This is a genomic window from Corynebacterium sp. HMSC14B06, from assembly GCF_001807075.1.
GTDB lineage: Bacteria > Actinomycetota > Actinomycetes > Mycobacteriales > Mycobacteriaceae > Corynebacterium > Corynebacterium jeikeium_D.
In genome coordinates, this window is sequence record NZ_KV787396.1 from 225,703 (window position 1) to 239,028 (window position 13,326).

Below are 13,326 nucleotides of genomic sequence, written 5' to 3' on the forward strand. Positions count from 1 at the left end.
TGCTTTTCGAAGCAGTAAAGCTTAACGCTTGGAGTACTGCGGTGCGCGACGGGCCTTGTGCAGACCAGCCTTCTTGCGCTCGACAGCACGAGCGTCGCGGGTGAGGAAGCCAGCCTTCTTGAGAACGCTGCGCTCCTCCGGGTTGAACTCGTTCAGGGCACGAGCAATAGCCAGGCGCAGAGCACCGGCCTGACCGGACGGGCCACCACCGTTGATGTTGGCCTTGATGTCGAACTGGCTCTCGCGCTCGACCAGGACCAGCGGATCCTTGATCTCCTGCTGGTGCAGCTTGTTCGGGAAGTAATCCTCGAGCTCGCGGCCGTTGCAGACAATCTTGCCGGAACCAGCGGTCAGAACGACGCGGGCGACAGCGCGCTTACGACGACCGACAGTCTGAATCGGACGATCCAGGGTCAGCGGTGCAGCCGGAGCAGCCTCAGCCTCGGTCTCGGTAGCAACTGCGTCGCCGATGGAAGAGGTGAACTCTTCAGTGGCAGCAGCAGCGGCAGCCTGAACATCATCGTAGGAAGCCTCGGTGGCCTCTACGTTCTGGTTCTCATTGACGTCCTGTGGGTTGGTCACTGTGCCACCGCCTTGATCTCGTAGTTTTCAGGCTTCTGACCGGCGAACGGGTGCTCGGAACCGGCGAAGACGTGCAGCTTCTTGATGGACGCACGCGAAAGCTTGTTGTGCGGCATCATGCCCTCAATAGCCTCAGCGATAACACGCTCCGGGTGAACCTCGAGGGAACGACCCAGGGTCATCGACTTCAGGCCGCCCGGGAAGCCCGAGTGGCGGTAGCGCATCTCACGTTCCCGCTTGTTCGAGGAGACGTGCACCTTATCGGCGTTGATGATGATGACGTGGTCACCGCAGTCGACGTTAGGGGCGAAGTAAGCCTTGCCCTTACCGCGCAGCAAGTCTGCGGCGTGAGTAGCCAGACGGCCGAGAACAACGTCGGTAGCGTCGATGACGTACCACTTGCGCTCGATGTCACCGTCCTTCGGATGGAAAGTAGACAACATGACTCCTTTTAGGGTCCGTGTAGATTTGCCAGCCAGTGTGCACACTGTTGTTATTCCCCGGCGGCCGGTGGAGACCCGAGGCAACATTCACGTGTGCGCACACAGTTTGCCTACTCTACCTTGAGATGGCACTAGAGCAAAAAATGCCAAAGCCAGTCTCAGCCGCAAACTGCTGAGACTGGCCTTTCCCCCCTGGAGTGCTGCTAGCAAGAATACTTCAAAGGCAGATACCTAACTGAAGATCTCAATTGAGCAATGCCCTCCCCTCCCCCGGTTACATAGCTCAATCAAAAGTGCCTCAATCAGGAACCAAGCTATCCCCAGCTAGCTGCCGCGCGGCGGTTAATATCCGCCATTCGCTGGCTACCTGCGCTGACCGTATCCGCGATAGTCGTGAGAATCATATTGAGCTCCTCCGCTGCTGTGTCCCATTCACGCTGAGCCTCCTGGTAAGAATCCGAAGAGTCACCCTCCCACGTAGAGACCATCGGCGCGATGCGCTTCTTCAAATCTCCGAGCAGCCCGTTGATGGTGCCAGAAGTGGACCGAATGTCATCGGCAGCACCGTCGATGCCGCCAAAACTGTACCTAATTGGTTGCATTAAGAACCCTTTCCCCAAAAGGTGATGTGTGTTGTGTGATTCAGTGTTGTGGTTGTGCGATTCGATAAAACGTTTAGAGGTTCAGCAACGACGCACCCGCTGCTGCCACCTGCTTGAACGACGACGCCCCCTCGTCCTCGCCCGCATCGAAGCTGCTGGAATTTGCGCGGATGTTATCCGCGATATCCGTCAGCGCATTGGATAGACGCATAGCTGCGTCATCCCAACGAAGCATCAGATCATCGAAGCTGTCTTTAGCCTGGCCCTTCCATTCCCCCGCCAGACCGTCCACGACGCCTCGAATGCGCCCCAGCTCGCCCTGTACTTCCGAGTTGACGCCATCGACGTCCCCCGCGGTAGTGGTCATTTGATCTGATTCGGCTGCAAATAGGTTTGCCACTGTTTCCCCCTTATTCGTGTTGAGTGACTGATTAACGACGGCATTTTTACCTCCCCGCGCGAGCCAGCCAGCTTCCCGCGTTAAAAACCCGTCATATTGTTTGGCGCGAAAAACCCCGATTCGGTTCCATTTTGGTTTTCCAACCTTTACCCCTGCCTACCCCCGCCCATCCCCCAGTCACTTTCTCTACGCCCCTCGCGTATTACGGCACCGGCCGAGCGCTTACTACTGCCTGGTCGCATACGGGTCGTACCGGCGCAATAGTCCTTCCTCTGAACTGGCACCCCACACTGACTTGAGTTCCGTCCATCACTTTGTGATGCCAGAGCACTATCGAATTACCTGACGGCAGCCGCTCCTCTACGACTACGACATCGGTGCCCAGTACTTGTCTGCGTTCCGGCGCGGACTTTGTCTCATCCCCGGCAACGGAGCTGCTCAAAGCGGCGGCTAGATGTTCAAGCGCCATGTCCTGCGAAAGCGGGCTAGCGAGCACCAAGACGCGCATATCTCCTCCATCCACCGCAATCAGACGGTCTAACGGACTTGCCGAGTCAAGCTCCCACCCGCCGGGAAACCGAGCTTCCACGCCCGCATTGGTCAGTTTGACTACGGGAGCAGAATCGGGACCTGGTTTCGATGTGGATGGAGGCGTCGTTACAGGAGGCGTAGTTACAGGAGGAGCCTGTGCGTGCGATGTCTCACGCTGCTTCTGTCTCCCTTCGTTCTCCCTAACTATGCCGCCACTAATGAGCCATGCAGCAATCCCAACAATCAGAACCACCACCGTCAACAAACCAACGGCAGCTACTGACACAACTGTGCTTTGATTCGACGCTGAGCTGACTTCTGCCCTGGCTGCAGGACGCCGCCCCGCGAAATCCTCCGACGGCTCCACTTCACCGGCTTCAGCGTCGCCGATGTTTTTCAACCAGGCCGGATTTACGCACTCCCCGAGCCGCGATGCTGGGCAGTCGAAGACTAAAAATCCACGGTCGCGCAGACGATCGACTAGTAGAGCTCGCCGCGGGTTCGCTAGCCCGGGTGGAACTTCGCCGACGATGAACTCAATATCCTCCTGCCAGCGGGGCGGATACTCAGTGATACCGCGCCCACCACTAACTTCCACATCATCGGGTATCCCCTGGGGCGCATCCGGATACATGGTCAGCTGATAAGCCAGCGCAATGACTGTTTCCACCAATGGTGCGCTGTCGTTCGCTCCGACCAAATGTGTCATCCGACTGGCAATGTGGCCCCCGCTCAGACGAGTGACACAGACACGCGTTTCCTCTACTTCCACCAACACGCTATGAGACACAGTTGCCTCATCGAGTTCCACAACGGCGTCGGCAAGCGTCAGGATGTACGGATTGAGTTCAGCAGCCAATAGCGCGGAGGCCAACCGGCACTGTCGCACAGCACCCCAATAGCTGGGCACAATGACTGTTTGCATGCTCTCGAGAAGCGGTCTAGGGCCATGCACCGCCGGTTCTGCGGTGTCTGCAGGTGCCGCGAGTCCCCACAGGTGCCAGGTGCCGTGGCGCAGCGTCGGGGTCTGGGTGGTGGAGGAAGATTCGACCCGAATCATCAACTGTCCTCCTGGTCACCAGCGGTATCCAACCACCCCAACTGCACAACCTGCGGACTCTGGCCGTGCGCCACCCAATAGCCACGGCCCGGCGGCTGCTCGCAAGGCTTTACGCCGAGGATGGGGCCGTCGTCGCGTGTGCCGTCCATAACAAAGACGCTGGCACCCTGGTCCTTAACCGCACCCATGACCGGGTCGTGGAGGGATCGCAACGCCCCGCTGATTCGACGGGCAAAAAAGATATTGAGCCCAATGTCGGCGGCGTGAGCGATGACTTCTGCCAGCGGCTGCAAGGGGTTACCCCGCGAGCCGGCCACGAGGTCATAGTCGTCCACGATGACATTGATGGTTGGACCACTCCACCAATTTCGGGCCTTCAACTGCGCTGGGGTGATATCCGGTTGCGGGAGACGGGCCTTCAGTACCTCTGCCAGCTCTGCCAGCATGGGTGTCGCCACCGCAGCCGAGCCCGCATAGCCGGCCAGCCGCTCTTGGGGCACGGCCTCCATTAGCCCACGGCGGTAGTCAATTACGACGAATTTCGAGGACGACTGCGAGTACCGCAACTGGTGAACGATGCCCCTCAGCGCGGCGGTTCTGCCGCTGCCTGCCGAACCGAATATCAGTAGGTGACGATCCTTTTCTGGGTGGAATATCACCGCGCCCAGACCGGCTTCTTCGAGCCCCACTGCAATCGCACCTCTCGTCGCGGCCGCTGGTCGTGGCAAACGCGCAATATCAATCCGCCGCGGCAACAACTGGAGCTTTGGTGCCTGCTCACCGTGCGGCGCTGTCTCTGCAATCCGCTTAGCGTCTGCAACGCCGGTGAGAGCTACCAGCATCGCAAACCCGCCCGGCGCGACTCCGCGTCCTGGGCTCTCCGGCACCAGCTCTGCTGCCTTACGGTCAATCATTGAATCCATCGACTCCGCCTGCCGCAGCTCAATCCGCGTACCAATCAGGTCGCGAACGGCAGGTCTCATGTCCGTCCAGCGATAGGCCGTGAGCAGGACATGAATTCCCACCGCCAATCCATCTGCAACCAGCGCCTGCACATCGTCGCTCAGCGCCGGAAACTCCGTTTTGAACGCACCCCAGCCGTCAATGACCAACACCGAATCCGGCTGTCCTGCCGCCCGTGCTGCTTCCGGAGAGAGCCATCCATTAGTGCGAAAGAGCTGTTCCCGACGACTTACCTCACGACGCAAAAAACCAATCGTACGGCGAATAAGCTCCTCGTCTCCGCGGTGTGCAACCGACGCGACATGCGGCAACTCAGCCAGGTCGCTCAAGCCGCCCGCACCACAGTCGACGATATAAAAATGCAGGTCACGGGCGCTGATGCCGTCGGCAAGCGCGAGGATCGCTGTGCGTGCGGCAGTGGTCTTTCCTGACCGCGGCGCTCCGACGATTGCCATGTGCCCGCCGGTCGTGCGCAGGTCAATACGCAGTGGGTCCTGACGCTGAAACAGCGGCTTGTCCACCAGCCCAATCACACCGGTCAATCGCTGTCGCGGCAGCTGCTCGTCGGGCTGAAGCTCGATGGCCTCCGGTAGTGGCGGCAGCCACACCCGATGCGCACGTGTCGGTACGTGCGACACCGCTGCCACCACGGCACCGAGCACCGTCTGCTCCGATGTCTGCGCAGGCGGGTCCACCATTCCACCATCGCTTAACGACGCACCGAAAGCCTCCCGCGTCCAATTTTCAGCGGTAAATTCAGTGACAGCTGCGACCTGCCCCTGCAGCCTCTGCTCTGCCCCAGCCGTCGCACCGTCAATAGGCTGCGGACGGACCACCGGGCCGGAAACATACGCCGACCGAAACCGCACCGGTTCGGCGGCAGCAGATTTGATATACCCAATGCCCGGGATGGCCGGCAGATGATAGGCGTCCGGAACACCTAGCACGCTGCGGGACTCCGCGACGGAAAAGGTCTTCAACCCAATGCGATAGGAAAGATGGCTTTCCAGCCCGCGCAAGCGGCCTTCCTCCAGACGCTGACTGGCCAGCAGCAAATGCATGTGCAAACTGCGCCCCAACCGACCAATCGCAACGAAGAGCTCAGCAAACTCCGGGCGTGCGGAGAGCAGCTCTGAAAACTCATCCACCACAATCAGCAACGCGGGCATGGGTGGCGCATCTATCTGCCCAGCGCGCCGGGCTTGCTCATAATCGCTGACACCGGCGAAATTCCCTGCAGCGCGCAGCTGCTCTTGGCGCCGCGTCATCTCACCGCGCAGTGCGTCTTCCATGCGGTTGACCAGGATAAGCTCCTGCTCCAAGTTGGTAATCACCGCCGAGACATGAGGCAATTGATCCAGTCCCAGAAACGTCGCCCCGCCTTTGAAGTCCACCAGCACAAAGTTCAACTGATCCGGGCTGTGCGTAGCTGCGAGCCCTACCACGGTCGTTCGGAGGAATTCCGACTTACCCGACCCTGTGGCACCAACGCACAGACCGTGTGGCCCCATGCCGCCCTCAGCACTCTCCTTAAAATCCAGATAGACCGGAGCACCACCGTCATCAGCTCCAACAGGAATGCGCAGACGAGCACTGCCGTAGCGCGGTCGGTAGCGCAGAGTTGTCGGAGGCGGGTACAGCCCGAGCTCCTCCATGACCGGGTCTTCCGAGGTCTTAACAGAATCATCTGCGCTTGTTGGCACTTCAAAACGCGCCAAGCTCCGCCCAAGCACCTCCGCTTCTGCTGGACTCAGCTGATCAGGTACGCCAATCTCCTCCCGTCCGGACGCGGTTTCCGCATGCACAGCAGTAGTGGAAACAACCAGCGCGATGCCATGGTGAACCGCTGCCTCCCACAACGTTGACTGCGCTTCCACGACGGTCAGCAAAACTACCGAGGTCTCCGACCCCGCCGCGTCAAAAATCGGTGTCAGTTCAGTGACATCTAGCTGTCCGTTCGAATCCGTCAGCACAATCAGCACAGCAGCTGGCAGTGTGTCGATAGCCGTGAGCAGCTCAGTCAGCTGCACACACGTCGCCGCCCGCAACCGCGCTGGGCCACAGGCATCAGTAACTGCGGGGTGTCCGTGGTGTGGCGTCCATTTCAGCCATTCCCACTCATCTCCCACAACTGCAATCAGGCAATCCTCCGGATGATGCAGCGCAGCAGCTTGGGCGACCATCGCTCGAGCCAGCCCCTGCGCCGCGGTATCTCCAGTGAGCGCGATAATCTCAAAGGCCGACACATCTATGGCAAAGGGCACTCCCTCAACCTGACGAGCCGATCGAATAACTTCCCGCAGTGCTACGGCGGAAACCGGATCCAGTTTCTCGGGCGCCGGAATTGCCGGTGGTGTTACAGGCGTTGCGGGCTGCTGCGTTGCCACCCCGATGCGCAGCTGCAAGAAATCCGAGTCCCCCTTTCGACGCTCGCACGCCCGCCCCATCGCCCCCAGCTGCCACAGAGTTCCAGGCCGAGGGTGGATAAACTGCGCCGATTCACGCTGCATCCTCGCTGCTTTCGCCACCGCGCGGCGAATACTGGACAAATGCCTCTGATAGTCCTTCCGCGCCGGTGCCATGTCCTTATTTCCCGCCCCGCCCGACACCATCATGCCCACAGTGGAAAACACCATCATCAGCGGAAACATAAACGACATCGGGTTACGTCCCATCCCAGAGACAAACATCAACACCACCATGCCGACCACCGCCACGACCATGATTAACGGCATGAGTGCACGCATCAGCGGCACCGGCTGTGGCTCCGGCGCTTCTGGAGGCGCATCCGGCGCGATTGTGCCTGTCATAGGCTGCGGCCCCGCTTTTCGGGTAGCCGAAATCTCCGCCTGTGCACTAGTCACAAAAATCCCCCCGCTATGTGTCGCCCCTTGTGTTCACTCGACGGCCAATCCCCCGACCAATCGGTGTACGCATAGCTTAAATCACACTCCGGATTCTCGCAGCGCATGACCGAAACTGATAGCGGGGGCACGCGCAGTTACTACTCCGAGTAGCGCTCTAGCGAGTTGTACGACACTCTAGAGGGACTAAAGCATGCAGAATTCATGGGGGAAATACATGCTGGGGGAACTCATTCGCGTGCGCATTGATGCCGCACACATGCCCGAAGACACCAACCGAGCACACGCAGACCTTGCGTTACCGACCAACGTCGCAATCGCCGCACTTGTACCGGATATCCTGCAAATTTTCGATATCGACATTGCGGACTTCCCGCTGGCGCAGTGGCAGCTACGAACCGCCACCGGCACGATTTTGCTTGCCGACGACACTCTGAACGAAGCCGGTATTTCACCAGGTGAGCGTCTCGTGGTTATCAACGATCCAGGACCTGTACCCAAACCTCGACTCTTCGATGCCGCCGATGCCATTACCGACACCACCTATACCGACGGTATCGGGACGGCTGATTTGGTTGTTGGCTGTACCGCAGCCCTCGTGGCCACAGCTTCAATCGCAGCTGCCTCATTGAGCTTGAGCAGTACCGATTCCACACTGGCCGCGGCAATCAGCTTCATCGCGCTGCTGGCAGTAGCCGGTGGACTGCGCCTGGCTCTGTTGCGTAGCGCAAAACCGGCGATTGTCATGTCCCTGGAGCTGCAAGTGCTCATTCTGGGCACCTCTTCGGGGCTCTGCTTCGTTGGCCTCGACCTACACCGCATACTCACCGACTGGCCGCCGACTGCTGCGATTAGTGTCGCGCTTGCCGTCATCGGTTTGATTTTTCTCATTTCCAACACCGGCGACGGCGACAACCGCATCACCGTTACCCTGGGCGCGACGAGTCTCAGTGCTGCAGTTACCTTCGGTATTTACGCTGCGGCTGTCGCACTTTTCCACAACTCGGTTCAATCAGGAGCGCTCACCGCTGCTAGTGCAGTCATCCTGATACTGCTGGCACCTTCCATCGCTATCAAGGCTGCCGGTATTCGCGTACCCAAAGTCCCTGCCGCCGGCGAGAGCTTCGATGACAGCGAAACTCCCGAAATATCCCACAACGCACCTAAGCGAGCGGGGTGGATTCTCGATGGCATCCTCTGCAGTGGCACCGGAAGTCTCAGCATCTTCACCCTGGTGGTACTTTTCTCCGGAGCCTATGCGAACAAGTGGTGGCCTCTAGGCATGGCTGCTGCTGTCATAGTCTTTTGTGCAATTCACTCCCGTGGCCAAGCCCGGAAAGTAGCTTCCACCTGTACTGCTTTAGCTGGTCTTGCCGTCATTGTGGCCGTCGCCTTTCAACAGTGGTTCGAGGGCAATTGGCCAGTCGCCGCTGGCCTGGTCGTCCCCATGCTTGCAGCCACCGCCTTAGCCGCATTTCCCGCGTCACGCATCTCACCTACAACGCGCCGCATAGCTGAGCTAACCGAGGCCTGCAGTATCGCCGTTATTTTGCCCATTGCGGCCATCATTGCCGAATTCCCTGAGTTCGTAAGTGGGTTCTTCCAGTGAAAAACCCACTTTTCATGAATGCCATAAAAACTCGTCTCACCGCCACGGCCGCACTTTCCACAGTGCTTATCTCGACGTTGACGGCGGCCACCGCAGTAGCACCGTCGGGCATCGCACCAATAGCGGCTGCCCAGAACAGCCAGGACTGCGTGGCCACGATGCTGTCGTCGGAAAGCGCACTGCATGAACCGACGGTGATCGAAAAAGCTCTTCGGTTTCGCCAAGCATGGCAACTGACGACGGGTGCGGGGATTACGGTGGCGGTAATCGATACCGGGGTCTCACCCAATGAGCGCCTGGGCGAGGTTCTCGACGGTGGCGATTTTGTCGACGGCAACAGCGGGTTCGTAGACTGCGACGGTCACGGAACTCTAGTAGCCGGCATTATTGCAGGCCGGCCCGGTGCCGATGGTTTCGCCGGACTGGCGCCCGACGCGCACGTGTTGTCGATAAGACAAACAGCCGATGGCGAAGGCAATTTGGAGTCGCTGGCACAAGCTATCGACAGGGCCGTCGCGGAGGGCGCGCGGGTCATCAATATCTCGCTCACATCGTGTGCCCCGGCAGGCGTAATGCCCCAAGGTGCAACAGATGTTGCCGAGAGCGTCGCACGCGCGGAAGTCTCAGGCGCAGTAGTGGTCGCAGCGGCAGGCAATAAGGGCGATAGCTGTCAGGACGGATCCGTAGCGTGGCCCGCAGTTCTGCCGGAGGTAATCGCAGTATCAGCAGTACAGTTCGACGATGCCGGCCAAGCACAACCCGCGGAGTATGCAATCACGGGACAATGGGTCAATGTCTCCGCTCCCGGCGGCCCCGTACTCGGTCCCGATCCGCGCACCCCCACCGGTCTCATAGACCGCCACGTGTTCGGGTCTGGGGAGAACACCCGAGCTCAACAGATTGCCGGCACCAGCTTTGCCACGCCAACCGTGTCGGGCACAGCTGCCCTGCTGCTGGCACGAAACCCAGAGCTTTCCCCAGCACAGGTTCGCGACATCATCCTTAGTTCCGCGAGCCCAATTAGTTCCGGGCTCGGCCTTGGTCGCGGCATCGTTGCACCTTATGACGCTCTGATTTGGACCACTGTGGACACCGCTGCGCAGCACGCAGCCAACCCCGCTGCCGCACCGGCTCCGCCGGATCTGCTTTCTTCGCAGGAGCGCAATGCACCGCTCCGGGCGACTGGACTGCTCCTGATATGCGCACTGGGCCTAGGTGCCTGGCTGCTCTCGCGTCCCGGACAGCGGCCCTAGCGCCGCCTGCTTACTCAGCTCAGGGCCTCCGCGCAACGCGGCCACCACTTCCCAGTCCACTGGTCGCGTGCCACCGCTATCGGCATTGGTTGATGCATTAAACCCGAGGGCGGCCAACGTCGTGCGATCGTGCACAGCAAAGCGCATCCCCTCTGGAGAAATGACGTGTACGGCCCCATTTACGCTTACTGCAATCGAGCTGCGCTCACGGCTGCGACCATCCACGAAACCGTCGACGGCCGCACCCGAACCGTCGGCATGCGGGTAATCCACGTGCCGCCCCTCCGGAGCATGCTGCGACCACTGCACGAGAGCTTGCGGCCGTCCTGCTATCCGGCCGGCACACAACCAGCCATCAGCATCGGCAAACGTCAGCGGCTTTTCAGGTAGCCCCGGGACTGCTGGCGCATTCGCAACGGGAACTGCCGCCAGCTGCCCCTCACTGGCCTGCAGAACTGGGCTATGCGCAGCTAATAGCTCTCCTAGCACCGGGGAGAGAATCGCGGCACCGTCGTCAAGCACGATAACGCGCCGCTGCCCGACCTCAACCACATTGCCGACTGTGTCGAATGGAGCGGCGAAGTGCGTGGGTGCGCCGCGGTTCGGGATTGCTGGCGCGGCCAGAATCGGAACCTCCGGAATCGTTCTGAGCAACGCAGGGCTGACAGGCCGGACTGCGGCGCGTTCCAACCCCAGCGCTCGAGAAACAGCGGCGTGCTCCGGGTGGTTGACATCCAGCCGCGAGCGGTAGCCCTGCGTAATCAGCCAGAGGTTTTGGCCATCGGCAACGACGGCACTGTCCGAGTGGGTTCGGGTAAGCTGCTGCGGTTCCGCACGGACTTCTTCAAGACGCGCAAGCGACTCTGCAACAATCCACGGCTGCCCGAGGTCTTGCACCGTCCGCTCGCATAAAGACAGTGCCAACTCCGGCGCACCTGCACTGCCCCTCTTGGCAGCTCCCGAGGCACCAGAGCCTGCCGGCGCGGCCGGAACTGCTGGTGCGCCCTCAATCCCGACAGCAAAACTGATGTCCTCTTTGTCCAACTCGCTACTGCGCACCCGCTTCGGCTCAGCAGGATTGCCCAAAATTAACCGCGCCGATGCGAGATTCGCGACTGGATGCAATCGACCATTGACACGTACATGCAGGCCCTCCGACCCCGATACGACAATCAGCTGCTCATTGGAGCTAGAACCGCCCTGCGGCCGCACCAACGACAGCACCGCAGTGCCGGCGGCCAGTAAAACCACCAGCGCACAGCTGATAAACAGTGCTCGCGTTCGCGTGCGCAGAGGGTCGTGCAGCATTCGCGAATCCGCACGCACAAGCGCGTGCTCAATCCGACGAATCAAGAATCGATGACCGCTGACCTGGCTAGGCGTAGTCGGCGTACGTGGCATGAGTTTCCCCCAAAACTATTCCCCCAAATAATCTCTACCCTGCAGAGTAAGCCAGGCCGCGCTACTGTGCGACCAGGGGAATTTTAGTGGGGAACATATTGGGGGGATTTTCACATGCCATTGTCATTGTGGCTGCTCATTACAGCAATAACCATCACTGCAGGCGCGCATGTCCCTGTGCGCGGCCGCAGCCTTCGCGACCGCCTGCGACGCACCGAACCAGGACAACTCATCGGGCTACGTCTCACGCCAGGCCTGCGCAGCCAGCTAAGCGCTGCGGATATCGTCTCGCTTGCCGACGACAGCCCAGTGACCTTGGATGCGCTGTGCTTTTATCACATTGCGCCGGAAGTCCGCGGAGAGCATGCGCACCGCTACTTCCGAGCAGCCGAGCGCTCCGGCACAGCCCCTGAACCCTGGACACATCTGGTGGCAACTCTTCCGGTGGAAGCCTCCGCTGACAAAGCCCTACGCTTCCTCATCCACCGGCTGGGAACCCTTGGTATTCGCGCACGGCGATTGACGGCACCGGAATGTGCTCTGACTGAGAGCTCTGCGGAGGTCGTGCAGCTACGCCGCACTGGACGCTCTCATCATGTGGCGGCGTTGGGACGCAAACCGCACCTGTGGTTAAGCCGACAACGTGACATCGCTATCACTAATGGTCCGGCGCAGGTCATAGGGGCCGGGAGCAGCGGACAAACCATCACAATGTGTCCCGCGAACCTCCCCCGATTGGAGGTCGACTGCGGCAATCAGGACATTTGTGAGCTGCTCATCGGAATGCTCTCCCTCGGCTATCGAGTAGGAATTCGCACGGCCCGACCACATTTCTATACTGTGGCCCTTGATCTGGGCGCAGTACTTCTCGCGCGAGCTGGAGACGACACCGTCGATGTGGTTGTTGTCGAAGAGTATGAGCCCGACCTGTGTACTGGAATCGCGAGAATCATCGAGGTCAGTCGTACAGGTTCGCCCACGGCAGCAGCGGAAATGCCAGCTTCGTGCCCTCGACTGGCGATGGGCGAATTCACCTGGACGCTATCTACCGCCCGCACTACCGATGAATTGCAGCCACTAGCTATGCGGGCAACTAGCGGTTCAGTCCCGGAATCAACGCACCCAAATCTGGCAGACCGCCCGGCGCCTGGGAGCCGTCAGGCTCACCCTGCTGCGCCGGGTCATTCGGAGCGCCATTTTCTTGGCCACCCGGCTGACCGCCTGCTGCAGGAGGCACATCCTCCTTCGGCATCTGTGCACCGGTGACATTGCCATTGTCGATAGTGGCAGCGCCCGCTGGTCCCGAGCACTCCAGAGTCGACGGGCCATAGGCCGCACAGTTGTAACCGAATGCGCTCAACTGAGAATTCGCTGGCAGCGTCTTCATCTCACCCGCCGGCGGGAACGTCAGGACCTCGTAAGTAACTCCCCCCGGGTTCCAGGACACAGCATTGGCGGGAACCTTGTTTCCCGTGCCGTCATCGACCATCGGAGGATTGGCAAGATTCACCTGGCAGGCCAAGTAGGCGTCACCGCTCAGATCGTTGAGGAAGCAACGTGTCGTGCCATCCTCCAACTGAAAGAGTCGAGTATTTGGGCCGTCCGCCGGGGTGTAATC

Annotated in this window: 10 protein-coding genes; 3 read left to right on the plus strand and 7 right to left on the minus strand. The window is 60.2% G+C overall.

The window, feature by feature from the left end; translation table 11 throughout:
- Window positions 1-21 precede the first annotated feature (21 nt).
- The 6 genes from rpsI to eccCa all read right to left on the minus strand — a co-directional run bounded on the left by rpsI (window position 22) and on the right by eccCa (window position 7,445).
- Window positions 22-582 (minus strand): 30S ribosomal protein S9, encoded by a 561-nt coding sequence (gene rpsI, locus HMPREF3130_RS09595; RefSeq protein WP_016422091.1) that lies wholly within the window; start codon window positions 580-582, stop codon window positions 22-24.
- Complete coding sequence (gene rplM / locus HMPREF3130_RS09600) at window positions 579-1,022, minus strand: 50S ribosomal protein L13 (protein WP_005509852.1); 444 nt, start codon at window positions 1,020-1,022, stop codon at window positions 579-581. Before rplM ends, rpsI begins: the two co-directional genes overlap by 4 nt.
- Window positions 1,023-1,339: 317 nt before the next feature.
- Entirely contained in the window at window positions 1,340-1,627 is a 288-nt protein-coding gene (locus HMPREF3130_RS09605; protein WP_016422090.1) for a WXG100 family type VII secretion target, read from the minus strand.
- Window positions 1,628-1,700: 73 nt separating this feature from the next.
- The gene (locus tag HMPREF3130_RS09610; RefSeq protein WP_005510029.1) at window positions 1,701-2,027 is read right to left on the minus strand and encodes a WXG100 family type VII secretion target; all 327 of its coding nucleotides are present in this window, start codon (window positions 2,025-2,027) and stop codon (window positions 1,701-1,703) included.
- Between the two features lie 202 nt (window positions 2,028-2,229).
- Window positions 2,230-3,618 carry a type VII secretion-associated protein gene (locus tag HMPREF3130_RS09615; RefSeq protein ID WP_070429836.1) on the minus strand — a complete coding sequence of 463 codons (1,389 nt, stop codon included), beginning with the start codon at window positions 3,616-3,618 and terminating at the stop codon, window positions 2,230-2,232.
- Entirely contained in the window at window positions 3,618-7,445 is a 3,828-nt protein-coding gene (gene eccCa, locus HMPREF3130_RS09620; RefSeq protein ID WP_141737804.1) for a type VII secretion protein EccCa, read from the minus strand. The genes HMPREF3130_RS09615 and eccCa overlap by 1 nt, the downstream gene beginning before the upstream one ends.
- 193 nt (window positions 7,446-7,638) lie before the next feature.
- Here eccCa and eccD point away from each other — a divergent pair, with 193 nt between their 5' ends.
- Together eccD and mycP are read left to right on the plus strand one after the other, a co-directional pair.
- Complete coding sequence (gene eccD / locus HMPREF3130_RS09625; protein WP_239272332.1) at window positions 7,639-9,054, plus strand: type VII secretion integral membrane protein EccD; 1,416 nt, start codon at window positions 7,639-7,641, stop codon at window positions 9,052-9,054.
- Window positions 9,055-9,068: 14 nt separating this feature from the next.
- Window positions 9,069-10,307, plus strand: coding sequence for a type VII secretion-associated serine protease mycosin (mycP, locus tag HMPREF3130_RS09630; RefSeq protein WP_222865580.1), 1,239 nt, complete (start codon window positions 9,069-9,071; stop codon window positions 10,305-10,307).
- Here mycP and eccB read toward each other — a convergent pair.
- Window positions 10,266-11,708, minus strand: coding sequence for a type VII secretion protein EccB (gene eccB, locus HMPREF3130_RS09635; protein ID WP_070429840.1), 1,443 nt, complete (start codon window positions 11,706-11,708; stop codon window positions 10,266-10,268). The two genes, mycP and eccB, sit on opposite strands and share 42 nt — an antisense overlap.
- A 114-nt stretch (window positions 11,709-11,822) precedes the next feature.
- Here eccB and HMPREF3130_RS11180 point away from each other — a divergent pair, with 114 nt between their 5' ends.
- Window positions 11,823-12,974 carry a hypothetical protein gene (locus HMPREF3130_RS11180; RefSeq protein WP_083276374.1) on the plus strand — a complete coding sequence of 384 codons (1,152 nt, stop codon included), beginning with the start codon at window positions 11,823-11,825 and terminating at the stop codon, window positions 12,972-12,974.
- Window positions 12,975-13,326 lie beyond the last annotated feature (352 nt).